Here is a 26,312-nt window from a genome sequence, read left to right as displayed (position 1 = left end):
GCGCTCTGTTGGCGTCGTTGATGGGCCGATAGTAGGAACGCACGCGGTGCTGTCGCAGGTCATTGCAACGAAAGCGGTTGTCCGCAGGGGGGAGGGATGCAGTAGAAACTCAAGACACTGCAATCCCTGTGGGAGCGAGCTTGCTCGCGATAGCGGTTTTACATTCAACAGATGTATTGCCTGACAGTCCGCTATCGCGAGCAAGCTCGCTCCCACAGATTGCCCGCCTGTGAAGACTGATGAATTGATCGAGAAGACCGGCAAGTCACCAGTGCTTGATTGCACCATCGCAATGGCAATCCAAATAACAATGAGAGAGACCCTGCGATGAAAACTTTCCGTGTCGTGCTGACGGTATCGGTGCTGGCTGCCAGTATTGCCGGGGCTTTGCACTGGTCACGCGGTCAAGCCGGCGTGTCTGGGCCTATGGTGGACAACAGCGCCGGCCAGGGTGGCCAGAAAGCCGCGACGGCGGCGACCATCGCCGTCAACGCGAACACGGCACACACCATGCCGGCCGTTGACCCGCAGGTGGAAGACGACATCCAGCGCGGCTTCATCGCGAGCCTGCCAGACGCCGAAACCACCGCTGCCGACGGTCACGTGGTGTACAGCCTTAAAGGCTACGAATTTCTAGGCAGCGCCGATGCGCCGGCTACGGTCAATCCGAGCCTGTGGCAGCAGGCGCGCAAAAGCATGGCCAACGGATTGTTCAAGGTCACCGATGGGTTTTACCAGGTGCGCGGTCTTGATCTGACCAATATGACCATCATCGAGGGCAACACCGGCCTGATCATCGTTGACTGCAACCTGGCCACTGAAGTGGCCCGTGCGTCACTTGAACTCTATTACCAGCATCGGCCGAGAAAACCGGTGGTGGCGGTGCTTTACAACCACAGTCACGTTGATCACTTCGCCGGGATTCGCGGCATCGTCGATGAGGCGGACGTGAAGTCGGGCAAGGTGCAGATCATTGCTCCGGCGGGGTTCATGGCGACGGCGGTGGCCGAAAACGTGATGGCCGGCAACGCGATGAGCCGCCGCGCCGAATACCAGTTTGGTACGACGTTGCCCCGCAGTGCCCAGGGTCAGATCGACCTTGGGGGGGCCAAGGCCTTGTCCAACGGCACCATCACGATGATCCCGCCGACCCTCGAGCTCAATCAGCCGGTGCAGACGCTGACCATCGATGGCGTAGAGATCGTCAACATGCTGGCTCCCGGCACCGAGGCCCCGGCCGAATTCATCCACTATTTCCCGCAGTTCAAAGTGCTCGATACCGGTGAGTTGGCGCTGCCGACCCAGCATCAGTTACTGACGCTGCGTGGGGCGACAATCCGTGATGGCCTGGCCTGGTCGAAATACCTCAATGAGGCCCTGCATCAGTTCGCCCCGGGTTCCGACATCCTGGTGGGCCAGCATGGTTGGCCGGTGTTCGGGAATGAGCGCGTGGTCAACTATTTGTCCAAGCAACGGGACATGTACAAGTGGCTGCATGACCAATCGTTGCGCCTGATCAACAAGGGCTACAAACCGGTTGAGATTGGCGAATACATGCGCAATCACGTCCCGGCGAGCCTGACCAGTGAGACCTTCACCCACGGGTTTTACGGTTCGGTACAACGCAACGCCAAGGCGGTATATCAGCAATACATGGGCTGGTATGACGCCAATCCGGCCAATCTCGATGCGTTGTCCGACGGTGATTACGGCAAGAAATTCGTTGAGTACGGCGGCGGTGCCGACGCCGTGTTGGCCCGCGCCCGCAATGACTTTGCTAACGGCCAGTACCGCTGGGTGGCGCAAGCCATGAGCCATTTGGTGTACGCCGAACCGAGCAACAGCGCGGCGCGAGAACTGGCGGCCGATGCCCTCGAGCAGTTGGGTTACCAGGCCGAATCGGCGGTGGAGCGCAACAGCTATCTGGCCGCCGCCATGGAGCATCGCAGCGGTGGTAAAAAACTCGCTTCACCGCTGCGTACCGCCAGCCCAGACATGCTTCGGGCGCTGACCATCGACAATATTTTCGATTACCTGGGTGTGCGTCTGAAGGCCCGGGATGTCGAGGGCAAACACATTGTCCTCAACTGGAATTTCACGGATGTCGGTCCGTCGGGCACGCGTTACACGCTCAATCTGGAGAACTCGGCGTTGACCTATATCGCCGATTACAACGCCGACAAGGCCGATGCCACCCTGACCCTGACACGCGAGACGCTGAACGCCATCCTGGCGGAGAAAGTCTCGCCGATCGAGGCGGTCTTCAAAGGGGACCTGAAGATCGATGGCAGCAAAATAGCGGTCTATGACGTGCTCGGCTCGCTGGACAAGTTCTCTCCAGACTTCGAACTGGTAGGCCCCAATGAGCCCGCACGATAGGAGCTTGAACATGCACTGCGCACTGCACGACCTCAAAACGCCTGGCGATAAATCCGCCAACGCTAAGTTTGCACCCGAGCGGGTCCGTGCTGTGCTCGCCCGCCAGCAAGCCGCCTCCCTGGCCGAAGGGCCGCCGTCGGCTGAATTGCGCATTGAGCGCATCAATCGGGTCATCACTCTGTTGCTGAAAAATCAGCAGCGGTTGTGCGAGGCGCTGGCCAGCGACTTCACCTGGCGCAGCCATGATCAATCGCTGATGGCCGATGTTCTGTTGCCGGTCCAGGGCCTCAAGTACGCCCGTGACCATGTTCGCCGCTGGATGAAACCGCAGCGCCGCAAAGCCGAACTGGGCAGCGGCTGGCTGGGTGCCAGGGCGGAAATTCATTTCCAGCCATTGGGCACGATCGGCATTATTTCCCCGTGGAATTTTCCGATTGCCATCGCGCTTGGGCCGCTGGCCGAAGCGCTGGCAGCCGGTAACCGGGCGATTATTCTGTTTTCCGACCAGTCACCGGCCACAGCGGGCGTGCTGATTGAGCTGCTGGCGCAGGCGTTCGACGACAGTGAGGTGGCTGCCTTTATCGGAGGCGCCGAACTGGGCGCGGCGTTTTCTGCCATGCCGCTCGATCATCTGGTGTTTACCGGCAGCCCGCGGGTCGGGCGTCTGGTGATGCGCGCTGCGGCAGAAAATTTGACGCCGTTGACCCTGGAACTGGGCGGCAAATCCCCGACCATCATCGGTCGCGGCGCTGACCTGGAAAACGCCGCCAGACGCATCTGGGGCGGCAAGGGGGTCAGCAGTGGGCAGGCCTGTATTGCGCCGGACTATGTGTTTGTGCATGAGGATGACCTCGAGCGTTTATTGAGTTCCATGCAGCTCGAATTGCAGCGCCTGTTCCCGACGCTGCTGAACAATCCGGACTACACGGCAATGGCGACACCCGGGCAATACCAGCGGATGCGAGCCTGTCTGCAAGACGCCCGCGAACAGTGCGTCAGGGTGATCGAGGTCAATCCGGGCAACGAGGACTTGAGCGCTTCACGCAAGATCGCACCGACCCTGCTGGTTGATCCGCCGGACTCGACACTGGCGATGCAAGAAGAAGTCTTCGGCCCGTTGCTGCCTATTCGCGGCTATCGCCATATCAGCGAAGCGCTTGAGTACATCAATGCGCATCCGCGGCCCTTGGCGCTGTATTACTTCGGTGTCAACCGCGCTGAAGCCAGGCATGTGCTGGAGCGTACGCATTCGGGGGGCGCGTGTATCAACGAAGTCATGCAGCACCTGTTCCAGACGGATTTGCCGTTTGGTGGCTGTGGTCACTCGGGTTTCGGTCGTTACCGTGGCGGGTATGGGTTCAAGGCTTTCAGCCTGGAGCGCTCGGTGTTCATGCCACCACGGTTCGATGTGATGGGGCTGCTGCGTCCGCCGTACGGCAAGCTGTTCCGCCGCGTGTTGGGTGCCTTGTTGAAACCCTGAATCGAGCCACACACAGATCAAAAAATGTGGGAGCGGGCTTGCTCGCGAAAGCGGTATGTCAGCCAACATCAATGTTGAATGTAAGGACCTCTTCGCGAGCAAGCCCGTTCCCACAAAAGGAAACCGTGAATGATCCCGTTGAAATCGCTTGTCCTGGCCATGTGTTGTCTAGCGCTCGGCACCCAATGTTTCGCAACACCCAAACACCCGAACATCGTGGTACTGGTCGCCGACGATTGGGGCTACAGCGATGTCGGCTCGTTCGGCAGCGAAATCGCCACGCCCAACATCGACACCCTGGCCCGCGAAGGCGTGCGCTTCTCGGACTTCCACGTCACGGCTTCCTGTTCGCCCACGCGTTCGATGCTGCTGACCGGCGTCGACAACCACCGCAACGGCGTCGGCAACATGCCGGAAACCATGCCTGATGAACACCTGGGCAAACCCGGTTACAGCGGCGTGCTCAACGACAATGCGATCACCGTGGCCAGCCTGCTCAGGGACGGCGGCTATCACACCTACATCACCGGCAAATGGCATTTGGGCAAAACCCCTGACACCTTGCCGGGCAACCGTGGTTTCGACCGTTCGTTCATTCAGGCCGACAGCGGTTCCGACAACTGGGAAGAACGACCCTACGCACCGCTGTACGACAAGGCCGCCTGGTTCGAGAACGGCCAGCCGGCGCACCTGCCCAAGGACTATTACTCCTCGACCTTTATCGTCGACAAAGCCATGGATTACATCGCCGCCGACCGGCAGGACGGCAAACCGTTCTTCGCGTATCTGGGCTTTCAGGCCAATCACGTTCCCATCCAGGCGCCCAAGGACATCATTGACAACTACCGCGGTCGCTATGACGAAGGCTGGACCGCATTGCGCAACGCTCGTCGCGACCGAGCGGTTGAACTGGGGCTGATTCCCGCGGGAGTCGGTATGCAGACGATGGCCAGCACCGCCGACTGGGATGCATTGGATGAGAACGAAAAACGCTACGAAGCACGCCGCATGGAAGTCTATGCCGGCATGGGCGAGACCATGGACCGGGAGATCGGTCGCCTGATCGCTCATCTCAAAACCACGGGGGAGTACGACAACACCGTGTTCGTGTTTTTATCCGATAACGGCAGTGAGCCCACCGACCCTTACACCATTCCAGCACTGCGGGTGTGGCTGGAAATGAACTACACCCGTCAACTCGATCGCCTGGGCAGCAAGGGTGCCTTCACCAGTATCGGTCCGAGTTGGGCCAGTGCGGCGGCCTCACCCTTGAGCGGCTACAAGTTCTTTGCGGGCGAGGGCGGCTTGCGCACCCCATTGATCGTTTCCGGGGTGCCCGGCATCCAGGCCAATCACATTGCCCAAACCTTCACCCATGTCACCGACATTGTCCCGACACTGCTGGAGGTGGCCGGTATCAAACCCCACGACGGCCATTACCAGGGAAAAGCCGTCGAGCCGTTGATCGGCAGCAGTCTGGTGCCGGTGCTGCAAGGCAGTGCCGAGCGAGTGCATCCCGAGGATCAGGCCATCGGTTATGAATTGTCCGGCAGTGCGGCGTTGTTCAAAGACGATTACAAACTGGTGAAAAGCCTGAAGCCGGTGGGCAACGAACAATGGCACCTCTACAACATCGCCACCGACCCCGGTGAAGTGGTCGACTTGCAGCAGCAGATGCCGGAGCGCTTCCAGAGCATGCAGGCCGACTACGCTGAATACGCCCGCGCCAACGGTGTGCTGCCGATGCCGGTGGGTTATGACTACATGCACCAAGGGCAGTTGTATGCCTTGAAGCATGTGGTCATGCCCAAGCTCAAGGCTGCCGTGCCGCCGGTCGTGGCGATCATCGCGTTGCTGGTGGGCGTACTGGTCTGGCGTCGCCGTCGCAAGAGGGTTATTTGAATGATGATCGATGAGGTCGACGAGTGGGGGCGCCGGTTGATTCACCGGCGCACGGTTGAGTGCCTGGGCTATTTGCGTGCGGATGGCCTGTGGGATATCGAAGGACGATTGAGCGACAGCAAGACTCATCCCGTGACCCTGGCGGAAGGCCGGATTGTGGCGGCGGGGCAGACCTATCATGGAATGCTGATCCGTCTGGCCCTGGACGATGACTTTATTGTGCGTGAGGTGCATGTCGCCATGCCCGACGTGCCCACCAGCCAATGTCGCGGCGCCATGCCGGGCTATGAAAAATTGCTCGGCGAGCGGATCGGGCCAGGGTTCTCGCGTCGGATCAAAGAGCTGTTTGGCGGGATCGGCGGCTGCGTGCATTTGACCGAGTTGCTGCTGCCGATGGCTACGACGGCGTTTCAGACCATCCCCATGGCCCGGGCGATGGTTGCACCGCGCACGGCGGCAGACACCGAGGCTTACAGCAACGCCACCGGTCAACTGCTCAATACCTGTTACGCGTTGCGTGAGGACGGTCCCGTGGCGGTGTTCCTGAAAAAAACTGAGTCGAGCCTGCAATGAGTCCCCTGTGATGAGCCCCTTGTCGGTGCTGGATAAAATTGATGTGCCTGCTTAGGGGCGGTCTGCTGGGGTGAGTTGACGTTGCGCGGGGACAATTCCGTAGCGGTGAACGCAACCTGTAGCAGCTGGCGCAGCCTGCGTTCGGCTGCGCAGCAGTCGTGAAATCAGGCGACGCGGTATTTCAGGAAGACCGCGTACTTAGATTTCACGACTGCTTCGCAGCCGAACGCAGCCTCGCAGGCTCGGCAGCTGCTACAGAGGTCAGCTCAGTCGCTGGATTTGCTCTTCGCTCAAGCCTGCTTTGCGCAGAATGCCTGTGCTGTGTTCCCCTCGAGACGGAACACTGCCAACCGCCGAAGGCGTCGCTGAAAACCGTGGCGCCGGTGCGGCCTGCAGTACGCCGTTCTGACGCGAGTACACGCCACGCTCGGCCATGTGCGGATGCGTCAGGGCTTCGGCCGGTGTCAGTACCGGGGCGAAGCAGGCATCGGTGCCTTCCAGCAGATCGATCCAGTGCTGGCGCGGTTGGCTGGCAAACACGGCTTCCAGTCGCTTACGCAACGGCCCCCACAAACGTGGATCGTAGGGGGCCTTGAAATCCGCGTCGTCACCCAGTCCGAGTTTTTTGAACAGCAGCGCGTTGAACTGCGGTTCGAGGGCTTGCACGCTGACAAACAAACCATCGGCACACGCATAAGTGCGGGCCCAGTGCGCGCCATCGAGCAGCCCGCAACCGCGTTCCAGCGGCTGCTGGCCGGCAGCGTGCGCCGACAGCAACAGGTTCATCAGGTTGGCGCTGCCATCGACAATCGCCGCATCCACCACTTGGCCGACACCGTTGGTGCTGGCGTTGATGATCCCGGCCAAAATGCCCATCGCCAGGTACAACGCACCACCGCCCAGATCGCCCACCAGGGTAGGGGGCGCCATCGGTGGCTGGCCGGCCTCGCCACTGAACCACAAGGCGCCGGACAGTGCGATGTAATTGAGGTCGTGACCGGCGGCCTGCGCCAACGGACCTTGTTGGCCCCAACCCGTCATGCGCCCGTAAACCAGCCGTGGGTTGCGCGCCAGGCAGACGTCGGGGCCCAGGCCCAGACGCTCCATGACGCCAGGGCGCATGCCTTCAATCAACGCGTCGGCGCCCTCGATCAGGCGTAACACCGCTTCGATGGCTTCAGGGTCTTTGAGGTCCAGGGCAATCGATTGTTTGCCGCGATTGACGATAGCGTGCTTGCCCAGGTCGAGCATGTCAGCGCCCTTGGTCACCGAGCGCTCGACAAGGATCACCTCGGCGCCCATGTCCGCCAGCAACATGCCGCAAAACGGCCCCGGGCCGATGCCGGCGATTTCAACGATACGAACGCCGTCCAATACGCCCATGTGCGTACTCCTTTGGATGAATTTAGAGGTGGGGGGAGGTTAACGACGTAAAAACAACGCGCTCATCACGGCATGCAACACCACCGCAGGCCACAGCAATAACCCGCCGCCGCCCAATACGCCGATGTACGCCAGGTACAACGCAATCGCCCCGTTGTAGAACAGCATCGAACGCAACGCGGCAGGGTTGGCCGTTCGGGGCCAACACGCGATGCCGAGCGCAATCAGCGCGATGCCAAAACACCGGGCGATCAGGTTGGTCGCGTCCGTCGCGGGCATTCCCAGCAACAGGTTGCAGACAAGGCCCGGCGTGAGCAGCAGCGCCACGCCGGTCGCCAGTTCGACAACCGCTGAAACCACAAGAAGCTTATGCGGGGTAAGGGCGGGTGCTGGATTCATGATCGTCCTTTGAGGAAAGAGAGGCGCTGGTTACGCGGTCCTGACGGATGAATTCGGCGGCTTTTTCACCGATCATCACCGTGGCGGCGGTGGTGCTGCATCCAATGATAGTCGGCATGATCGAGGCATCGACCACCCGCAAGCCTTCCAGGCCATGGACCTTCAATCGGGCATCCACCACCGCCATCGCGTCGTCGCCCATTTTGCAGGTGCCCACCGGGTGATAGAGGGTGTCGGATCGGTCGCGCAGGACGCGTTCGATTTCGGCGTCGGTGAACATCGGCTCCTCAATGACATCTTTTGGACTGAATGCCTGGAAGGCTGGCGTCGCCATCACCTTCTGGATGACGCGATAGCCTTTGATCAACGTCTTGATGTCGTCCGGGTGGGTCAGAAACGCCGGGTCGATCAGTGGCGGGACCATGGGGTCCGCGCTGGCCAGGCTGAGTTGCCCGACGCTTTTCGGGTGCAGCAGACAGGCATGAATACTCAGGCCATGACCGCGATACAGTGTGCGGCCGTGGTCGGCAAACATGGCGATGGTCAGGGCCAGTTCAATGTCCGCCTGATCGAGCTCGGGAGAGGTCTGAACGAAGGCACAGGCCTCGGCGAAGTTGGTGGTCAGCGGACCGCTACGTCGCCGCCAGTAACGGATCGCCGCTTTGGCGATGTCCCAGGCGCCCGCCAGCGACAGGCCGATCAGGTGACGGGACTTCACGCGGTAGGAATGTACGTAATCGATGTGATCCACCAGGTTCTGGCCCACGCCCGGTAGCCCATGGACCACCGGGATGTCGAATTTCAGCAACTCGCCAATCGGACCCACACCAGACAGCAGCAGTAGCTGCGGGGAATTGAAGGCCCCGGAGCTCAGAATCAACTCGTGACGCGCGTGCAAGGTCCGCTTGACGCCGTTCTGCATGAACTCGATGCCCATGGCGCGCTTGCCGTCGAAAAGGATGCGCGTGGCGTGGGCGTGGGTTTCGATGTGCAGGTTCGCCCGGTGGCGGTTCGGCGTCAGATAGGCTTTGGCTGCGCTGCAACGCTGTCCGTCCTTTTGCATGACCTGCACACGACCGAAACCTTCCATGCTCGCGCCGTTCTGATCGGGGCAGGCCGGGTAACCCGCCTGTACGCCGGCCTCGACAAAGGTTTCGCCAAAGGGATTGGGCGAGGAGTGGAAACGCACATTCAGCGGGCCGTTCTGGCCATGCAATTCATCTTTGAAGTGTTCGTTGTGCTCGGCGCGCTTGAAGAACGGCAGCACCTCCCGGTAACTCCATCCCGGGTTGCCCAGGGCGGCCCAGCGGTCGAAGTCTTGCGGATGACCGCGGTGATAGGCCATGGCATTGATCGAAGAACTGCCGCCCAGGGTCTTGCCCCGTGGCTGATAACCGACGCGACCGTTCAAGCCGGCTTGCGGCACGGTCTGGTACTGCCAATTGTTGATCGAGGTTGGCACCATCGCCGCGACGCCGGCCGGCATGTGCACCAGCGGATGGGTGTCGGGGCCGCCGGCTTCCAGCAGACAGACTGAAATATTCGAATCTTCCGACAAGCGACTGGCGACCACGCAGCCGGCAGCGCCCGCGCCCACTACGATGTAATCGAATTGCGTGTTTTCGTTCATGCGTTCTTCTCTTTGTTCGATGCACAACTTCAACGCATTGTGTGCAGAACGCCGGGTCGTCACTGGTCAATAGAATGAATTCAACGGTCACTGGGACAGGTGACTATCGCGCCAAGCATCGGAACATCACGTACAAGCCCTGAGCAGGTGATTGACCGATGCAGAGCCGGGGGCGAGTATCGGTGCTCGCATCCCCAGCAGTCAGGCCCATGTCAGGTTCGAAAATGGATACGCCCGGTACCGAAACTCCGTTGCATGAAGACGCGCTGCAACCCTCCACCATCGGCAGCTATACCGTGGCGATTGCGCAGGCGCTGGACGCCAGTGGCATCGACAGCAAACGGATTTTCATCGCCACAGGCATTCCGCTGAGCCAGTCCACCGACCCGCTGACCCGATTGCCGGCCACCAGTATGACGCGCCTGTATCGCGCCTGCGTCGATGTGACCAATAACCCGTATTTTGGCCTGGCCGTGGCCAAGCATATCCATCTCACTCACCTGCATGCCTTGGGTTATTCCCTGGCCGCCAGCGGGTCCTTGATGGATTTCTGCTGGCGCCTGGAGCGCTATTTCCGGTTGGTGTCCCAGGTCGCCAAGGCTAATGTCAGCCAGACTGACGAACACGTTTTGCTGCGGTTCGATCATTTGGTCGAGCTCTGCGGCGAGACGGAAGATGCGTTTTTCGCTTTTCTGATCCGGGTGATGCGGTTGCTCTACAAGCAGGAGTTCAAGCCCGTGCGCGTGGAAATGCGCCGTCCTATGCCGCATGAGGGCGCGGCCCCGTATGAAGCATTGTTCCGTGCGCCGGTGTTGTTCAGACAGGCCTCCAGCCTGCTGGTGTTCGACAAGGCAGACCTGCTGCAGGTGCTGACCGGCTCCTGCCCTGAATTGGCGCAGGTCAATGACAACATCGTGATCGGCTATCTGGCGCGCCTGGACAAGAACGATGTGATCACCGGGGTCACCCAGAAAATCATCGAATTCCTGCCCAACGGCGACTGCACTCGAGACAAGGTCGCCAGTGCGTTGTGCATGAGTCCGACCAAGTTGCAGCTCAAACTCTCCCAGCGTGGCACCCATTTCCAGCAATTGCTCGATGACACTCGCAAGGAACTGGCGTGCAGCTATCTGAGCCAAGCATCGCGCCCGGTGACAGAAATTACCTTCCTGCTTGGCTTCAGTGACACCAGCAACTTCACCCGTGCCTTCAAACGCTGGACCGGGTTATCGCCGACGGATTATCGATCGCAGGGTTGACTGCCAATAATGAAAAGCCTCCCCGGGCCACGTCCGGGGAGGTTTTTTTTCGCCCGGATTGCGCTGACCGATGATTTGGCCCAATTGACCGGCGACCCCCCCACCGCTCGCGATACAACAGCCTCGACCGATCCGGTCTGTGCCCCATAGAGCCAAGGCACACCACCGGAACCGGCATTTTCTTGAATGACTTTTCGTGAAACCACAGAGAAGGCGAGCACGCTAGATGAATAACAACAATAAGATCTGCCATCCAAATCTGCGGCGCGGGCTTCTGGCTTCGGCGGTTCTCGCCGGGCTGGGGATGACGCCTGTGCAGGCGTTCGAGTTCGATACGGGGAATGAGGACGTGTCGGTACGCTTCGACAATACCTTGAAGTTTAACTACGCCCAGCGGGTCGAAGCCCCGAACAGTAAGTTGGCCAACGCGTGGAACAACAACGACGGTGATCGTAATTTTTCGTCCGGCAGTCCAGTAGCCCAGCGTCTTGATGTGCTGTCGGAACTGGACGTGGTGTACAAAAAACAGATGGGCTTTCGGGTCAGTGCCAACAGCTGGTACGACCATGCCTATGACGATATCGGCAGCGACAACCCGTCGACCAACCAGCTCAATAATGGCAAGCCTGATTCGCGGCACCAGAGTGGCTATGCCGACCGTTATTACAACGGTCCGTCCTCGGAGATCCTCGACGCCTTCGTCTTCGGCAGCACCGAGATCGGCGACGAATCGCTGCTGAGCGGCAAGGCGGGCAAGCACACCCTGTATTGGGGTGAAAGCGTGTTGGCCTTCGCTCATGGCAACAGCTATGGCCAGTCGGGTCTGGATTTGTCCAAGGCACTTGCCGTGCCGGGCACCGAAGCCAAAGAGCTGTTCATCCCGCGTAATCAGCTGTCGACCAGCTTCACCGTCAACCAGGAACTGACCCTGGCCGCGCAGTACTTCCTCGACTGGGACGCCGCACGGCTGCCGGAGTCAGGCACGTATCTGGGCTTCAACGACGGACTCCAGAGTGGCGGTCACAACCTGTCGTTGATCGCCGCACAGAATCCTCGTTTTGGTACTCCTGGTCCGTTGGGCGCCAATCAGTTTCTACGCCTCACCAATGGTCACACCTACACCCCTGACAACCACGGTGACTTCGGCCTGATGGCCAAGTGGAGCCCGGCGTGGCTCGACGGCACCCTGGGTGTTTACTACCGCAAAACCTCGGACATTCTGCCCAACCTGGTGCTGCAACCGACCGCCGTCGGGCCGGCGCAGCTGATTTCCGGCAACGCCGGCAGTTACAACCAGTTCTACGTCGACGACATCGACGTCTACGGTTTTAGCCTGGCCAAAAGCATCGCAGGCGTGAGCGTCGGTTTCGACCTCAACTATCGCCACAACATGCCGCTGTCCAGCGTGCCGGCCACTGTCAACCCGACATTGGGTGCCGCGGGGCGACCCGGTTTTATCAGCAACTTTGACGGCGACAACGGCGTGGCGCGGGGCAACACCGTGCACGCGGTGCTCAACGGCCTGACCACGTTCGGCGATACCCCCCTTTGGGATTCCTCCACGTTGCTGGTCGAACTCGGTTACAGCCGCTGGCTGGATGTGACTGAAAACAAGCAACTGTTCAAGGGGGAGGATTGGTACAACGGCGTCGACAAGGTCTCCAAGGACAACTACATCTTGGGCATGAACTTCAACCCGACCTGGTATCAGGTTTTCCCCGGCGTCGATATGTTCCTGCCGGTCAGCTACAACGTCGGCCTCAAAGGCCAGTCTTCCGTGCAACTGGGCGGTAACAAAGGCACTGGCAGCTACTCGGTCGGTGTCGGCATGGACGTGCGCAGCCAGTATCGCTTTGACCTCAAGTACGTCGATAACTTCGGCGATTTCGACACCTGCGATTCCGCCGGCAGCGCCGGGTCACGGGGCGATGGGGCCGCTCCTGGTGCCAATGGTCAGTACAACTGCGTTCCCGGTCAGACCACTGCGTTTGCCGGGACCGTGGCCCAGCTCAAGGATCGCGGCATGGTCACTTTCACTTTTAAAACCACCCTCTGATCCAAGAGCTTTGAGTCAACAGGAGACATCCTATGAATTTCGTTAAATCAGTATTGGCCGCCGCCCTGGCGTTGACCGTCGCAGGCTCCGCTCACGCGGCAGTCAGCGCCGATCAGGCCGCTAAACTCGGCAACAGCCTGACCTCGATCGGCGCCGACAAAGCCGCCAACGCCGATGGCAGCATTCCTGCCTACACCGGCGGCCTGACCGCGATCCCGGCCGATTTCAAATCCGGCGACTCGTTCCGCCCGGACCCGTTCGGCGCCGAGAAACCGCGTCTGGTGATCACCACAAAGAACCTTGCCGAGCAGAAAGAAAAACTCACCGCGACGGCCCAAGCGTTGCTCACTCGTTATCCGTCCTATCGCCTCGACGTGTACCCGACCCACCGCAGCGTCGCACTGCCTAAAGGGGTGCTGGACAACACCGCGAAAAACGCCGTGACCGCCAAGACCACCGACGGTGGCCTGTCGCTGGAAAATGTCCTGCCGGGCGTGCCGTTCCCGATCCCGGCTGACGGTAACGAAGCCATGTGGAACCACTTGCTGCGTTATCAGGGTGTGGCGATGAGCAACAAGTACGACTCCTGGAACGTCGACTCGTCCGGCGCCGCCTCCCTGAGTTCCACCGGTAATTTCTTCATCGAATACCCGCTGTACTCGCCGGCACGCCCGGTCGGTCCAGTGTCTGGCGATGAAGTGTTCTACAAGATCAAACTGGCTTACTCCGGCCCGGCCCGTCGCGCCGGTGAAGCACTGTTGCTCATGGATTCGGTCAACCCGTTGAAGCAGCCCCGTCGTGCGTGGCAATACCTGCCGGGGCAACGTCGGGTGAAACTGGCGCCGGACCTGGCCTACGACACGCCGAACCCCGGCACCGTCGGCGCCGCGACCTATGACGACGCGTTCCTGTTCAACGGCGCAATGGACCGTTACGACTTCAAACTGGTCGGCAAGAAAGAACTCTACGTGCCGTACAACACCTACAAGCTGAGCTATCACAAGGACGCGGCGGACGTGATGACCGCCAACCACGTCAACCCCGACTTGCTGCGCTGGGAGCTGCACCGGGTGTGGGTGGTCGAAGCAACGCTCAAACCGGGCAAACGCCACATCTACAGCAAGCGCACCTTCTACCTCGACGAGGACAGCTGGATCGCTCTGGCTTCCGACGAGTATGACGGTCGTGGCCAGCTCTACCGTGGCGGCTTCTCGCACCTGACCTACAGCTATGACGTGCAGGCCCCGGACACCATCAACCACATGCTTTATGACCTGGTTTCCGGTGCGTACAACGTCAACGGTTTCTACGGTCCTTACGGTGGCCTGAAATACATCGACCCACTGTCCAAGGCTCAATGGTCTGCCGAGTCGCTGGCCGGTACCGGCATCCGCTAAACCCTGCAATCCCATGTGGGAGCGGGCTTGCTCGCGAAGAGGGCGGCACATTCAACAAGCATGTTGTCTGTCAGACCGCTTTCGCGAGCAAGCCCGCTCCCACAAGGGAACTGTGGTGTACACCCGAGATAATAATAATGACGATGATCAAGTGGTTTTTGCTTGCCGCGCTGTCGGCTGCCATGGCCGTTCCGTTCACCCGCCCTGTGATCGCCAGCGAGTTTGCCGATGTGCTCGACACACCGGCGCTGCGCAGCGATATTGCCGCTCAGTCCACGCTCACCGGGCTGGCCCGGGCCGGCGAGCGGCTGATTGCCGTGGGCCAGCGCGGGCACATTCTCTATTCCGATGACGCTGGCCAGCACTGGCAGCAGGCGCAGGTGCCGGTCAGTTCAGACCTGGTTGCGGTGCACTTTGCGACTGCGCAACAAGGTTGGGCGGTGGGGCACGATGGTGTGGTCCTGCACAGCAGTGATGCGGGTCAGACCTGGAGCCGGCAACTGGACGGGCGTCAGGTCGGGCCGATCATGCTTGATTACTACCAGCACCAACTTGCCAGCCAACCGGATGACGCGGGCCTGCAGGCGCGGGTCAGCGACGCTCAACGCATGGTCGATGAGGGCGCCGATAAACCCTTCCTCGATGTCTGGTTCGAAAGCGATCAGGTCGGCTACATCATTGGCGCCTTCAATCTGATTTTCCGCACCGACGATGGGGGACGCCGCTGGACGCCGTTACTGGATCGCACCGACAACCCAAGCGCGCTGAACCTCTACGCGCTGCGGCCGGTGGGTAACGACCTGTTCATCGTCGGCGAGCAAGGACTGGTCATGAAGCTGGATCGCGTGAGCGGTCGATTCGACGCTACTGTGACGCCCTACAACGGCACCTTTTTCGGCATCACCGGCAAACCGGGCGCCACGTTGGTATTCGGTCTTCGCGGCAACGTTTACCGCAGCACCGACCGCGGGACGAGCTGGAATAAAATCGACCTCGGCCTGCCCCTGAGCATCACCGCCAGCAGCGTCACCGCCGATGGCCGGATCGTTCTGGTCAGCCAGGCCGGCCATGTGCTGGTCAGCGTTGATGACGGTGCGAGTTTTCAAATCCAGACGCACACCGCACTGGCCCCGGTGGCCGCCGCGCAAGTGGCCACTGGCGACGCACTGGTGCTCGCGGGCGCTCGTGGTCTGCGGCAGTTACACCTCGAATAAGCCGGGCATTACAAAGAGAACTACATGATGGGTCACTACGAACTCGAAACAATGCCGGTCATTCGCGAGCTCAAGGGCTTCGACGTTCGTTCTGGTAACCGCCTGGAGCGGCTGATCTTCAATAATCGCCTGTGGGTGGTGCTGGCATGCCTGTTGGTGACGGTCGCATTGAGCTACTTCGCCGCCACACGGCTGACGCTCAATGCCAGCTTCGAAAAGATGATTCCCCACAGTCAGCCCTTCATCAAAAACTACCTGGAGAACCGTCAGGCCCTGCGCGGTCTGGGCAACGCGGTGCGGGTGGTGGTGGAGAGCGCCAACGGTGACATTTTCGACCCGCACTATCTGGATGCCTTGAAGGAAATCAACGACGAACTGTTCGTCACCCCCGGCGTTGATCGTGCCTGGATGAAGTCGCTGTGGACCCCGGCGGTACGCTGGACCGAAGTGACCGAAGAGGGCTTTCAGGGTGGCCCGGTGATGCCCGATTCCTATGACGGTTCGGCCCGGAGCGTGCAGCAGTTGCGCCAGAACATCGCCCGTTCGGGGATTGTTGGCAGTCTGATCGGCAACAACTTCAAGTCGAGCATGATTTTCGTGCCGCTGCTGGAGAAAGACCCGATCACCGGGCAAGGCATCGACTACCACCAGTTCTCGAAAACCCTCGAAGAGAAACTGCGCAACAAGTATGAGTTCGACGGTGCTGTTCGCGTCGCAGGCGAGGAGGGCAAAGGGCCGATCAAGATCCGCGTCATCGGTTTCGCCAAACTGGTGGGCGACCTGATCGATGGCCTGATGCAGGTCATGCTGTACTTCGGTGCCGCTGCGTTGATTGCCACGGCAATCATCTTTTTCTTCACCCGCTGCGTACGCAGCACGGCACTGGTGATCCTCTGTTCGGTGATCGCGGTCGTCTGGCAATTGGGTTTGGTCGCACTGTTTGGCTTTGCGCTGGATCCGTTTTCGATTCTGGTGCCGTTCCTGGTGTTCGCCATTGGCGTGTCTCACGGCGCGCAGAAGATGAACGGGATCATGCAGGACGTGGGGCGCGGCACTCACCAACTGGTCGCCGCACGCTACACCTTCCGCCGTCTGTTCCTCGCTGGCCTGACCGCGTTGCTGGCGGATGCCGTGGGCTTTGCGGTGTTGATGCTGATCGACATTCCGGTGATCCAGGACCTGGCGATCACCGCCAGCATTGGTGTCGCGGTGTTGATCTTCACCAATCTGGTGCTGCTGCCGGTGTTGCTGTCTTATTGGGGGGTGAGTCGCAAGGCTGCCGTGCGCAGCTTGCGGGCGGAGAGCGAAGAGCTGCGTGGCAAAGGCATGGGCGCGCTCTGGAGTTTTCTCGACAAGTTCACCGAACGTCGCTGGGCCACTGTCGCCGTCACTGTCGCTGGCCTGTTGGCGGTGGGCGGGATTGTCGTCAGCCATCATCTGAAGATCGGCGACCTCGACCCCGGCGCCCCGGAACTGCGCTCTGACTCGCGCTATAACCGCGACAACGCCTACATCACCGCCAACTATTCGCTGTCCAGCGACCAGTTCGCAATCATGCTCAAGACCCCCAGTGAAGGCTGCCTGAAATACGAAAGCCTGGTGGAAGCCGATCGCCTGGGCTGGCTATTGCAGCAGCAACCCGGCGTGCAAACCACCGTGTCACTGGTCAACGCCGTGCGGCAGATCACGGCCGGTTCCTACGAAGGCAACCCCAAGTGGTTGACCATCGCCCGCAACCAGAACGTGCTGAACTACGGCGCACAGCAGGCTTCGGTCAGCAGCCCGGACTTGTTCAATAACGATTGTTCGATGATGCCCGTCGTGGCGTACCTGTCCGATCACAAGGCCGAAACCCTGGATCGCGTGGTGCAAGTGGCCGAAACCTTCGCCCGCGAACACAGTAATGGCGAGCGACAGTTCATGCTCGCCGCCGGGAGTGCCGGGATCGAAGCCGCGACCAATATCGTGGTGCGCGATGCCAACCGCACCATGCTGTTGTACGTGTATGGCGCGGTGATTGTGCTGTGTTTCATCACCTTTCGCAGCTGGCGGGCGGTGGTGGTGGCGGTGGTGCCGTTGATGCTGACGTCGATTTTGTGCGAAGCGCTGATGGTCTGGCTCGGCATGGGCGTGAAAGTCGCCACGCTACCGGTGATTGCACTCGGTGTGGGGATTGGCGTGGACTACGCGCTGTACCTGCTGAGCGTGCAACTGGCGCAGCAACGTGCCGGGCTGTCGTTGACCGAGGCTTACCGCAACGCTGTGGCGTTCACCGGCAAAGTCGTTGCGTTGGTCGGTATCACCCTGGCCGCCGGCGTCATCACCTGGGCTTGGTCGCCGATCAAGTTCCAGGCGGACATGGGCATCTTGCTGACGTTCATGTTCATCTGGAACATGGTCGGGGCGTTGGTACTGATCCCGGCGTTATCGCACTTTCTATTGCGCAAAGTGCGATAGGTAGAGACCGGAATAGGGCGGCGGGCAGCACCCACCGCCCCAACGACTATTGCTTGCCGACAGCGCCCGCCAGCAGCGGCGCTATCTGTTCATCGGTCAGTGCCGCCTGGACCTCCATGGTCATGAGGTCGCTCCATTCCAGCACCCACTTCTGAATGGCTGCCGGATCACTGGCCTCTGCCACGCCAAAACCGGATGCACCACCGACGGCGTGCCAGCGTCCCAGCATCTTGACGCCAGCGGGTGGAGCTCCCCCGGTCTTGAGGAAGCGCTCGATCGCGCTGTTACGAGTTGCCGAACTGATAGACCAACTGACTATGAATAACATCTGCCACCTCCTGCTACGGATTGGCACCTGTTGCTCTTCGCGCACCTGGCGGGTGCCGGGACCACGGTCACGCTTGAGTGTCCAGCTTCATCCCTGACTGGCTTGAAACCATTGCTCCCATGAGAAGGCATAGCAGCGGGCCAGACTCTGCGTATGACCGCTGATCCTGTTTCGTTGCATGGCAACGAATTTTGCAGGTGCTTCGAGGACGAGGTTCATGGGGCTGATTTCACGCATCGCGCAACAGGTCGTTGGCGTTGAGCAGCTCGTAGGCAATCTCCGGGCGCTTCTCCAGTGCGCGACGAATCGCGGCCGGGATCGACTGACGGGTTTTGCGGCATAACCCCGGTTGTTCGCCGAGGTTAATACCGATACCACGCATGGTGCGTACTTCGTTGAAACTGGGAACGATGTCTACGCGGATGCCCAACTGTTCGTACATTCGCTGTTGCAGGCGTTCCAGATCACTCAGGCTCTGGAGGTTTTCCAGGCGTTCGACCAGGCGCTTTTCTTCCGAACGGGTCAGAAAGAGGATGCGCACGTCCGCCCCCGGTGTTTCCAGCAGCGGGTCACGCCCGCAGTCGCAGGCGCCGGGCGGGCAGGGTTGGCGGATCGGAGGCGTGGTGGTCATGGGGTTCAATCATAGAGTGCTCCAATCGGGTTTGCCCATAGGGTTTCTTGCCCTTCTGGCGAACGGGTCACGCCGAGTCTAGGCTTAAGAGTCGTGCACAGGCCAAGGAGCGGGATCAATGAAAGCCAACGCGAGTGTTTTCTGCCTGTTGTTCACCCTTGCGCTGGCCCCGGGCGCTCGTGCCGACGATCCGCCAACACCGGACGCCACCCCGACGATCAACCCGCAAGTGGTCGATAAACTCATCGATATGGGCACCTACCTACGCAGTCTGCCGACGTTTCAGGTCGACGCCGAAGTGTCCCGGGATACCGTTCTGGAGTCTGGCCAGAAGATCAAGACCGAAGCCTCTACTGTCTTGAAAGTGGTGGGTCGCGATCGGATGTATGCCAAGACGCAAGGCGATGTTCGAACGCGAGAGTTCTTCTATAATGGCAAGAAACTGACCCAGTATTCACCGTTTCTCAAGTACTACACCACCGTGGATGCACCGCCTGACGTCTCCGATACGCTGCACTTGATAGAAAACCATTACGGGATTCAGGTGCCCATGGAGGACCTGTTTCTGTTTGGCAGCGATCAGGCACAGATCGATGCGCTGAAAGAGGCGCTGTATGTCGGCCCGTCGACGATCAAGGGGCAACTGTGTGATCACCTGGCCTTTCGGCAGGAGGGCGTTGACTGGCAGTTGTGGATCACCCGATCCGACAAGCCACTGCCGTGCAAACTGGTGATCACGACCACCGATGAACCGGGTTCTCCGGAATACAGCGCGGTGTATCGCTGGAACCTGAAACCGGGCATCAAGGACTCGATCTTCACCTTCGCATCGCGCAAGGGCGATGTGGCGATTCCTTTGAAGAGAGCCAGTGATCAGGGAGGGGCATGACATGAGCAGGACGATGTCGTGGAGCCTGTTGTTATCGCTCGTAACCACCTCGGTACTGACGCTGAGCCTGGTCACTTATGTGGATGCCCGACCCCAGCGCGCCCAAGGGCACGCCAGGGCATCGGTCAATCGTGCGCCGCCGCCCAGTGCTCAAAGGGCTCAGCGCGTCAACACCGGCAATACCGCTCAACGCGCTACCAACGTCAACGCGGGCAATCGGGTCAACACCGGCAACACAGTCAACTCTGGAAATCGGGCGAATGCCGGTAACACAGTCAACTCTGGAAATCGGGCCAATACCGGAAACACGGTCGGCAACCGAACCAACATCAACAACGGCACCCGTAACGTCAACATCGATAACAGCCGCGACGTGGACATCGACGTAGACGGGCAGGGCCGCTATGGCTACGACGATCACTACCATCCGATCGCCACGGCGGCGGCCGTCACCGCAACGGTCGCGGTGACAGCGGCGGTGGTCGGGTCCATCTTCACGCCAGCGCAATTGCCCCCCAGTTGCGTGCAAGTCATCCAGTACAACACGGCTTACATGCAGTGCGGTTCAACCTGGTATCAACCACAGTATCAGGGCAGCGATGTGACTTATGTCGTGGTGAATGCGCCTTGAGTCGGGGGGATCACATTCCGACCGCTTGATTTTAGAGGAGACGCAGCATGGAGCGATTCACGGGTGGTTGCCTGTGCGGCAACGTCCGAATTGAGGCGTCGGGACTCCCGTATCGGGTCGGCCTTTGTCACTGTCTCGATTGCCGCAAGCATCATGGGGCGCTTTTTCATGCTTGCGCGATATTCCCTCAGAGTGCGGTGACGATCGACGGCGAAACACGTGACTACGCCGGACGGTTTTTCTGTCCCCGCTGCGGCTCGTCCGTTTTTGCGCGCACCGACGACGAAATCGAAGTGAACCTGGGGTCCCTGGATGCCCCTGACCAACTGATGCCAACCTACGAAAGCTGGATCGTGCGTCGTGAGTCCTGGTTGCCGCCGTTTCCGCTCACGAGACGATACGAGCGCGATCGTGACGCCACGGGTCGCTTTGAGGAGTAGGTTCCGATGCTTGAACCGGGTCTGGAGCGTTGCATGAAAGTGGGCGTGATTTCCGATACCCATGGCTTGCTCCGCGCCGAAGCCCTTGCTGCACTGCAGGGTTGTGAACGGATTATTCACGCGGGCGACATCGGCAGCCCCGAAATCCTCGATCAACTGGCATCAATAGCCCCGCTGCACGTGGTCCGCGGGAACAACGATCTGGACGCCCCTTGGGCGGAAAATCTCGCCGACTGCCTATGTTTCGACCTGAACGGATGGCAGGTCTTTCTGGTACATGACAGTGCCGATGTCCCAGCCGTGCTTGATGCAGGCATAAAGCTGGTGATCACCGGCCATTCGCACAAGCCCCGCATAGAATGGCGCGGCGAACAGCTCTACCTCAATCCCGGCAGCGCGGGACGCCGACGCTTCAAGCTGCCGGTGACGCTGGCTCTGCTTGAGGTGCTTGAGACCTCAATTGAGCCGCGTCTGGTCTCGCTACTGGAATGACCTTTCCCTGGATTGTAGATTTTTCTGTGAGCAGGGCCTTGCCAAACTGGGCGTTCCACACCGAGTTTTCCAGCCGCTATATACTCGACGGCCCCTTTACCACCTCATGCAAGAGATCCCCATGGCAAACCACGACCTCACCTTCCTCCCCGACCCCGATCCGCAGTCCATCTCCTCGGATGTCGCCGGTTTCGGCGGCCTGCTGGTCTCCACTCAGATCCCCACCCGCGCCGACGGCAGCCTGGAGTTGGGCGACATCGCCCTGCAAAGCGAATGCACCCTGCAGGCACTCAAGGTAGCGCTGGAGCACGCCGGCAGTTCCATGGACCGGGTTCTGCATCTGACCATCTACCTCACCGACATGGCTGACCGCGCCGCCTTCAACGAGGTCTACCAGCGCTTCTTCGCCAAGCCCTGGCCGGTTCGGGCCGCCGTTGGCGTGGCCTCCCTGGCAGTTGAAGGCATGCGCGTGGAAGTCACCGCGATGGCGGCCAAGGGCTGAGTCCGCGGACTTGTCCGGAGGTCCCGCTCAACGAGCGGGCGCCACGGGGCGGGTTGGCAAAGACTGCGTCAAGGATGGTTTTTACTGGCCGTCTACGAGGCGAGGCAGCCCCAAGGGATTAACCTCGCGCAATGACTCAGGCAATAGGGCATCAGGAAAACCCTGGTAAGACACCGGGCGCAAAAAGCGTTCAATCGACGTCATGCCAACCGAGGTGAAGCGGCTGTCCGACGTTGCCGGAAACGGTCCACCGTGGATGGTGGCGAAAGACACCTCCTGAGGATGCGCGAAGGCGTTGACAACGATTCGCCCGGTGCGCCGCTCCACGACCGGCAGCAAGCGATGAGCCAGTGGCATATCGCGCTTATCAAGATGCATGGCAGCGCTGAGCTGCCCCTTGAGCGAGCGAGCGACGGCGAGCAGTTCATCCTCATCCTTGACGTTCACCAGCAGTGCCGAAGGACCGAATATTTCTTGCGCAAGTACCGTCTCGGTCAGGAAACGTTGGCCATCGACTTCATGCAACACCAGATCAGCGAGCCGAGCGCCGCCTACATCGAAGAACGAAACGCACGGCGTGAGGCTTTCAAGGGGAATCGAATCCAGCAGTAAGGAGGGAATCCACAGTGCTCGTTGCCCGCTGAACTTGTTGGTCCGCATGGTAGGACGAGCGCACCAGAGGACCGGATGCAACGTTCTTGAAGCCCATCCGCGTACCTTGTTCGGCGAACCAGGCGAACACGTCCGGGTGGACGAAACGCTGGACCGGCAAGTGACTGCGCGACGGTTGCAGGTACTGGCCGAGGGTGAGCATGTCGACATCGTGCTCACGCATGCGCTGCATGACTTCGATGACTTCCTCGTCGGTCTCGCCAAGGCCCAGCATCAGGCCGGATTTGGTTGGTACACTCGGGACCAATCGCTTGAACTTCTGCAGCAGATCCAGCGACCACTCGAAATCCGAACCCGGCCGCGCGGCTTTGTACAGGCGCGGGACGGTCTCCAGATTGTGGTTGAACACATCGGGTGGCTCAGTGGCGGTGATCGCCAGGGCAACGTCCATACGGCCACGGTAATCCGGCACCAGGGTTTCCAGTTGCACGCCCGGCGACAGCTTGCGGATTTCGCGCAGGCAATCGACGAAATGCTGGGCGCCGCCGTCGCGCAAGTCGTCGCGGTCCACCGAGGTGATCACCACGTACTTCAGGCGCAGGTCGGCGATGGCCACGGCGAGGTTCATCGGCTCGTCGGCGTCGAGAGGTTTCGGGCGACCGTGGCCGACATCGCAGAACGGGCAACGGCGGGTGCAGATGTCACCCATGATCATGAAGGTCGCCGTGCCACCGGAAAAACACTCGCCGAGGTTCGGGCAGGAGGCTTCTTCACAGACGCTGTGCAGCTTGTGTTTGCGCAGCAGCTGTTTGATCCGGTCGACCTCGGGGGAGGTCGGTATGCGCACGCGAATCCAGTCGGGTTTGCGTGGGAACTCATCGGTCGGGATGATCTTCACCGGAATTCGCGCGACCTTTTCTGCACCGCGCAGTTTGACCCCGACTTGCATTTTTACCGGGCTTTTGCCGGTCGATTCCACAAGTATGCTCATGTATTTTTTCCTCTTGTGCGAGCGGGAGAGCCCCGCGCTGACGCCAGAAAAACGCATTCTATGTAGCAGCTGGCGCAGCCTGCGTTCGGCTGCGCAGCAGTCGTAAAACCTGAGTGCGAGGTTTTTCTGAAACACCGCATTGCCTGATTTCACGACTGCTGCGCAGCCGAACGCAGGCTTCGCCAGCTGCTACAAAGAGTGCTGCGGATCAGTCGCGGTAGACCGGGAAGTCGCTGCACATTGCAGCGGCTTGCCGGGCGACGTGGGCCTCGACATCGGCATCGCCGAGGTGATCGAGAATGTCGCAGATCCAGCCCGCCAGCTCGATACTCTGGGCTTCCTTGAACCCACGGCTGGTGATCGCCGGGGTGCCGATGCGCAGGCCCGAGGTCACGAACGGCGATTGCGGGTCGTTCGGTACGGCGTTCTTATTCACGGTGATCCCGGCGCGACCAAGGGCCGCGTCGGCGTCTTTGCCGGTCAGGCCCTGACGAATCAGGCTGACCAGGAACAGGTGGTTGTCGGTACTGCCCGACACGACGTCGTAGCCTCGGTCGATGAAGACTTTGGCCATCGCCTGGGCGTTGCGGATCACTTGCGCCTGATAGGTCTTGAAGGCTGGTTCCAGGGCTTCTTTGAAGCACACAGCCTTGGCGGCGATCACGTGCATCAACGGGCCACCCTGGCCGCCGGGGAACACCGCTGAGTTGAGTTTTTTCTCCAATTCCGGATTGGCCTTGGCCAGGATCAGGCCACCACGCGGACCGCGCAGGGTTTTGTGGGTTGTGGTGGTGACGACATCGGCAAAGGGAATCGGGTTCGGGTACAGACCCGTCGCCACCAGCCCGGCGACGTGGGCCATGTCCACAAACAGATAAGCGCCAACCTTGTCGGCGATCTCACGGAAGCGCGGGAAATCCAAAGTCTTCGAGTAGGCGGAGAAACCGGCGATGATCATCTTTGGTTGGTGTTCGACGGCCAGGCGTTCGACTTCGTCGTAATCGATCAGGCCGGTGGCGGTGTCGATGCCGTACTGAACGGCGTTATACAACTTGCCGGAAAAACTCACTTTGGCGCCGTGGGTCAGGTGACCGCCGTGGGCCAGGCTCATGCCCAGCACGGTGTCGCCGGCCTGCAGCAACGCCAGATAGACCGCAGCGTTGGCCTGGCTGCCGGAGTGCGGCTGGACGTTGGCGTAATCGGCGCCGAACAGCTGTTTGGCGCGGTCGATGGCCAGTTGTTCGACCACATCGACGTGTTCGCAACCGCCGTAATAGCGCTTGCCCGGATAGCCTTCGGCGTACTTGTTGGTCAGGCCGCTGCCTTGCGCTTCCATCACCCGTTGGCTGGTGTAGTTTTCCGAAGCGATTAGCTCGATGTGATGTTCTTGCCGTGCGTCTTCGGCGTTCATCGCCGCCAGCAGTTCGTCGTCGTAGCCTTTGATCTGGTCGTGTTTGCTGAACATGGTGGAGTCCTCTGTTGTTCTTGGATGGATAGACGTACACCTGTAGGAGCTGCCGAGTGAAACGAGGCTGCGATCTTTTGATTTTTTAGAAGCCAGATCAAAAGATCGCAGCCTTCGGCAGCTCCTACAGGGGTTAAGCGGTGTTTTTAAGCGTCCTGGTAGTCCGCTATCGACGGGCAGGCACAGATCAGGTTGCGATCGCCAAACACGTTGTCGACGCGACCGACGGGCGGCCAGTATTTGGCCTCGATCAAGGTTTCGAGTGGGTAAACCGCTTGCTCACGGCTGTACGGATGCGTCCATTCACCGACGATTTCCGCCGCAGTGTGCGGGGCGTTTTTCAGCGGGTTGTCGTCCTTGTCCAGGGTGCCGTTTTCCACCGCGCGGATTTCTTCGCGGATGCGGATCATGGGGTCGCAGAAGCGGTCCAGTTCTTCTTTGGATTCGCTTTCGGTCGGCTCGATCATCAAGGTGCCGGCGACCGGGAACGACATGGTCGGGGCGTGGAAGCCGAAGTCGATCAGGCGCTTGGCGACGTCATCGACGCTGATGCCGCTGCTGTCTTTCAGCGGACGCAAATCGAGGATGCATTCGTGCGCCACCAGGCCGTTGCTGCCGGTGTAGAGCACCGGGTAGTGCTCTTCGAGGCGACGGGAAATGTAGTTGGCATTGAGGATCGCCAGTTGCGACGCACGCTTGAGACCGGCGCCACCCATCATCCGAATGTACATCCAGGTGATCGGCAAAATGCTCGCGCTGCCGAACGGTGCGGCGCAGACCGCGCCTTCTTTACGCTCCATGGTGCCGTGACCCGGCAGGAACGGGGTCAGGTGCGACTTGACGCCAATCGGGCCGACGCCGGGGCCGCCACCGCCGTGCGGGATGCAGAAGGTTTTGTGCAGGTTCAGGTGCGACACGTCGCCGCCGAACTTGCCCGGCGCGCAGAGGCCGACCATGGCGTTCATGTTGGCGCCGTCGATGTACACCTGGCCGCCGTGGTCGTGAATGATGCCGCAGATTTCGCGGATGCCTTCTTCGAACACGCCGTGGGTCGACGGGTAGGTGATCATCAGCGCGGCGAGGTGTTCGCGGTGCTCGATGGCCTTGGCGCGCAGGTCTTCGATGTCGACGTTGCCGCGGGCATCGCAGGCGGTGACGACCACGCGCATGCCGGCCATGTTGGCGGTGGCCGGGTTGGTGCC

At 60.4% G+C, this 26,312-nt stretch carries 21 protein-coding genes and 2 pseudogenes; 14 read left to right on the top strand and 9 right to left on the bottom strand.

Features of this window, described 5'->3' with window-relative positions:
• Positions 1-327 precede the first annotated feature (327 nt).
• The 4 genes from CUN63_RS00450 (at position 328) to CUN63_RS00430 (ending at position 6,334) form a co-directional block, all read left to right on the top strand.
• Positions 328-2,379, top strand: a complete 2,052-nt coding sequence (locus tag CUN63_RS00450) for an alkyl/aryl-sulfatase (protein WP_129436712.1) — start codon at positions 328-330, stop codon at positions 2,377-2,379.
• A gap of 10 nt (positions 2,380-2,389) precedes the next feature.
• On the top strand, positions 2,390-3,859 hold the full coding sequence (locus CUN63_RS00445; RefSeq protein WP_129436711.1) for a coniferyl aldehyde dehydrogenase: 1,470 nt from the start codon (positions 2,390-2,392) through the stop codon (positions 3,857-3,859).
• Positions 3,860-3,988: 129 nt separating this feature from the next.
• Positions 3,989-5,761 (top strand): arylsulfatase, encoded by a 1,773-nt coding sequence (locus tag CUN63_RS00435; RefSeq protein ID WP_129436710.1) that lies wholly within the window; start codon positions 3,989-3,991, stop codon positions 5,759-5,761.
• Positions 5,762-6,334 (top strand): DUF2889 domain-containing protein, encoded by a 573-nt coding sequence (locus CUN63_RS00430; protein WP_178082652.1) that lies wholly within the window; start codon positions 5,762-5,764, stop codon positions 6,332-6,334.
• A 261-nt stretch (positions 6,335-6,595) separates the two neighbouring features.
• Here CUN63_RS00430 and CUN63_RS00425 read toward each other — a convergent pair whose 3' ends face one another.
• The 3 genes from CUN63_RS00425 to CUN63_RS00415 are packed head-to-tail and all read right to left on the bottom strand — an operon-like array spanning position 6,596 to position 9,746.
• On the bottom strand, positions 6,596-7,717 hold the full coding sequence (locus CUN63_RS00425) for a CaiB/BaiF CoA-transferase family protein (RefSeq protein WP_129436709.1): 1,122 nt from the start codon (positions 7,715-7,717) through the stop codon (positions 6,596-6,598).
• Positions 7,718-7,756: 39 nt separating this feature from the next.
• Positions 7,757-8,116, bottom strand: coding sequence for a hypothetical protein (locus CUN63_RS00420; RefSeq protein WP_129436708.1), 360 nt, complete (start codon positions 8,114-8,116; stop codon positions 7,757-7,759).
• Positions 8,085-9,746 carry a GMC family oxidoreductase gene (locus tag CUN63_RS00415; protein WP_129436707.1) on the bottom strand — a complete coding sequence of 554 codons (1,662 nt, stop codon included), beginning with the start codon at positions 9,744-9,746 and terminating at the stop codon, positions 8,085-8,087. Before CUN63_RS00415 ends, CUN63_RS00420 begins: the two co-directional genes overlap by 32 nt.
• A gap of 224 nt (positions 9,747-9,970) precedes the next feature.
• On the opposite strand from CUN63_RS00415, the gene CUN63_RS00410 reads away from it, so the two are divergent.
• The 5 genes from CUN63_RS00410 (at position 9,971) to CUN63_RS00385 (ending at position 18,129) form a co-directional block, all read left to right on the top strand.
• On the top strand, positions 9,971-11,005 hold the full coding sequence (locus tag CUN63_RS00410; protein ID WP_256657638.1) for an AraC family transcriptional regulator: 1,035 nt from the start codon (positions 9,971-9,973) through the stop codon (positions 11,003-11,005).
• A 226-nt stretch (positions 11,006-11,231) separates the two neighbouring features.
• On the top strand, positions 11,232-13,061 hold the full coding sequence (locus CUN63_RS00405) for a DUF1302 domain-containing protein (RefSeq protein ID WP_129436705.1): 1,830 nt from the start codon (positions 11,232-11,234) through the stop codon (positions 13,059-13,061).
• Positions 13,062-13,093: 32 nt separating this feature from the next.
• On the top strand, positions 13,094-14,458 hold the full coding sequence (locus tag CUN63_RS00400) for a DUF1329 domain-containing protein (RefSeq protein WP_129436704.1): 1,365 nt from the start codon (positions 13,094-13,096) through the stop codon (positions 14,456-14,458).
• 137 nt (positions 14,459-14,595) lie between these two features.
• The gene (locus tag CUN63_RS00390; RefSeq protein WP_129436703.1) at positions 14,596-15,672 is read left to right on the top strand and encodes a YCF48-related protein; all 1,077 of its coding nucleotides are present in this window, start codon (positions 14,596-14,598) and stop codon (positions 15,670-15,672) included.
• 27 nt (positions 15,673-15,699) lie between these two features.
• Positions 15,700-18,129, top strand: coding sequence for an RND family transporter (locus tag CUN63_RS00385; protein ID WP_129445033.1), 2,430 nt, complete (start codon positions 15,700-15,702; stop codon positions 18,127-18,129).
• Between the two features lie 46 nt (positions 18,130-18,175).
• Here the strand turns inward: CUN63_RS00385 and CUN63_RS00380 are convergent, their stop codons facing one another.
• Together CUN63_RS00380 and CUN63_RS00375 are read right to left on the bottom strand one after the other, a co-directional pair.
• Complete coding sequence (locus CUN63_RS00380; protein ID WP_129436702.1) at positions 18,176-18,457, bottom strand: DUF3303 domain-containing protein; 282 nt, start codon at positions 18,455-18,457, stop codon at positions 18,176-18,178.
• 229 nt (positions 18,458-18,686) lie between these two features.
• A complete protein-coding gene (locus CUN63_RS00375; RefSeq protein WP_129436701.1) occupies positions 18,687-19,088 on the bottom strand; it encodes a hypothetical protein in 402 nt (133 codons plus the stop codon).
• Between the two features lie 118 nt (positions 19,089-19,206).
• On the opposite strand from CUN63_RS00375, the gene CUN63_RS00370 reads away from it, so the two are divergent.
• From CUN63_RS00370 to CUN63_RS00350, 5 genes are all read left to right on the top strand, one after another.
• Positions 19,207-19,977 (top strand): DUF2092 domain-containing protein, encoded by a 771-nt coding sequence (locus CUN63_RS00370; RefSeq protein WP_129436700.1) that lies wholly within the window; start codon positions 19,207-19,209, stop codon positions 19,975-19,977.
• A gap of 1 nt (position 19,978) precedes the next feature.
• Positions 19,979-20,608, top strand: coding sequence for a hypothetical protein (locus CUN63_RS00365; RefSeq protein WP_129436699.1), 630 nt, complete (start codon positions 19,979-19,981; stop codon positions 20,606-20,608).
• Positions 20,609-20,655: 47 nt separating this feature from the next.
• A complete protein-coding gene (locus CUN63_RS00360; RefSeq protein WP_129436698.1) occupies positions 20,656-21,048 on the top strand; it encodes a GFA family protein in 393 nt (130 codons plus the stop codon).
• Positions 21,049-21,081: 33 nt separating this feature from the next.
• A complete protein-coding gene (locus CUN63_RS00355) occupies positions 21,082-21,540 on the top strand; it encodes a metallophosphoesterase family protein (protein ID WP_129436697.1) in 459 nt (152 codons plus the stop codon).
• Positions 21,541-21,661: 121 nt separating this feature from the next.
• Entirely contained in the window at positions 21,662-22,042 is a 381-nt protein-coding gene (locus CUN63_RS00350) for a RidA family protein (RefSeq protein ID WP_123369193.1), read from the top strand.
• Between the two features lie 81 nt (positions 22,043-22,123).
• Here CUN63_RS00350 and CUN63_RS00345 read toward each other — a convergent pair.
• From CUN63_RS00345 to CUN63_RS00325, 4 genes and pseudogenes are all read right to left on the bottom strand, one after another.
• Positions 22,124-22,567, bottom strand: a pseudogene (locus CUN63_RS00345) (aldehyde dehydrogenase (NADP(+))); the annotation flags it as partial.
• A gap of 61 nt (positions 22,568-22,628) precedes the next feature.
• Positions 22,629-23,645, bottom strand: a complete 1,017-nt coding sequence (gene lipA / locus CUN63_RS00335; protein ID WP_129436696.1) for a lipoyl synthase — start codon at positions 23,643-23,645, stop codon at positions 22,629-22,631.
• A 208-nt stretch (positions 23,646-23,853) separates the two neighbouring features.
• A complete protein-coding gene (gene glyA / locus CUN63_RS00330; RefSeq protein WP_129436695.1) occupies positions 23,854-25,110 on the bottom strand; it encodes a serine hydroxymethyltransferase in 1,257 nt (418 codons plus the stop codon).
• Positions 25,111-25,256: 146 nt separating this feature from the next.
• Positions 25,257-26,312: pseudogene (locus CUN63_RS00325) on the bottom strand (glycine dehydrogenase (aminomethyl-transferring)); the annotation flags it as partial.

Origin of the sequence: Pseudomonas sp. ACM7 (assembly GCF_004136015.1) — a bacterium.
Lineage (GTDB): Bacteria > Pseudomonadota > Gammaproteobacteria > Pseudomonadales > Pseudomonadaceae > Aquipseudomonas > Aquipseudomonas frigoris.
Note: the sequence above shows the minus strand (reverse complement) of the source record. Positions and strands in the feature narration are given on the sequence as shown.

Bases quoted from the DNA above. Each gene is read 5' to 3' on its own strand.
- CUN63_RS00450 (WP_129436712.1), top strand. From the start codon at position 328: ATGAAAACTTTCCGTGTCGTGCTGACGGTATCGGTGCTGGCTGCCAGT.
- CUN63_RS00445 (WP_129436711.1), top strand. From the start codon at position 2,390: ATGCACTGCGCACTGCACGACCTCAAAACGCCTGGCGATAAATCCGCC.
- CUN63_RS00435 (WP_129436710.1), top strand. From the start codon at position 3,989: ATGATCCCGTTGAAATCGCTTGTCCTGGCCATGTGTTGTCTAGCGCTC.
- CUN63_RS00430 (WP_178082652.1), top strand. From the start codon at position 5,762: ATGATGATCGATGAGGTCGACGAGTGGGGGCGCCGGTTGATTCACCGG.
- CUN63_RS00425 (WP_129436709.1), bottom strand. From the start codon at position 7,717: ATGGGCGTATTGGACGGCGTTCGTATCGTTGAAATCGCCGGCATCGGC.
- CUN63_RS00420 (WP_129436708.1), bottom strand. From the start codon at position 8,116: ATGAATCCAGCACCCGCCCTTACCCCGCATAAGCTTCTTGTGGTTTCA.
- CUN63_RS00415 (WP_129436707.1), bottom strand. From the start codon at position 9,746: ATGAACGAAAACACGCAATTCGATTACATCGTAGTGGGCGCGGGCGCT.
- CUN63_RS00410 (WP_256657638.1), top strand. From the start codon at position 9,971: ATGGATACGCCCGGTACCGAAACTCCGTTGCATGAAGACGCGCTGCAA.
- CUN63_RS00405 (WP_129436705.1), top strand. From the start codon at position 11,232: ATGAATAACAACAATAAGATCTGCCATCCAAATCTGCGGCGCGGGCTT.
- CUN63_RS00400 (WP_129436704.1), top strand. From the start codon at position 13,094: ATGAATTTCGTTAAATCAGTATTGGCCGCCGCCCTGGCGTTGACCGTC.
- CUN63_RS00390 (WP_129436703.1), top strand. From the start codon at position 14,596: ATGACGATGATCAAGTGGTTTTTGCTTGCCGCGCTGTCGGCTGCCATG.
- CUN63_RS00385 (WP_129445033.1), top strand. From the start codon at position 15,700: ATGGGTCACTACGAACTCGAAACAATGCCGGTCATTCGCGAGCTCAAG.
- CUN63_RS00380 (WP_129436702.1), bottom strand. From the start codon at position 18,457: ATGTTATTCATAGTCAGTTGGTCTATCAGTTCGGCAACTCGTAACAGC.
- CUN63_RS00375 (WP_129436701.1), bottom strand. From the start codon at position 19,088: ATGACCACCACGCCTCCGATCCGCCAACCCTGCCCGCCCGGCGCCTGC.
- CUN63_RS00370 (WP_129436700.1), top strand. From the start codon at position 19,207: ATGAAAGCCAACGCGAGTGTTTTCTGCCTGTTGTTCACCCTTGCGCTG.
- CUN63_RS00365 (WP_129436699.1), top strand. From the start codon at position 19,979: ATGAGCAGGACGATGTCGTGGAGCCTGTTGTTATCGCTCGTAACCACC.
- CUN63_RS00360 (WP_129436698.1), top strand. From the start codon at position 20,656: ATGGAGCGATTCACGGGTGGTTGCCTGTGCGGCAACGTCCGAATTGAG.
- CUN63_RS00355 (WP_129436697.1), top strand. From the start codon at position 21,082: ATGAAAGTGGGCGTGATTTCCGATACCCATGGCTTGCTCCGCGCCGAA.
- CUN63_RS00350 (WP_123369193.1), top strand. From the start codon at position 21,662: ATGGCAAACCACGACCTCACCTTCCTCCCCGACCCCGATCCGCAGTCC.
- lipA (WP_129436696.1), bottom strand. From the start codon at position 23,645: ATGAGCATACTTGTGGAATCGACCGGCAAAAGCCCGGTAAAAATGCAA.
- glyA (WP_129436695.1), bottom strand. From the start codon at position 25,110: ATGTTCAGCAAACACGACCAGATCAAAGGCTACGACGACGAACTGCTG.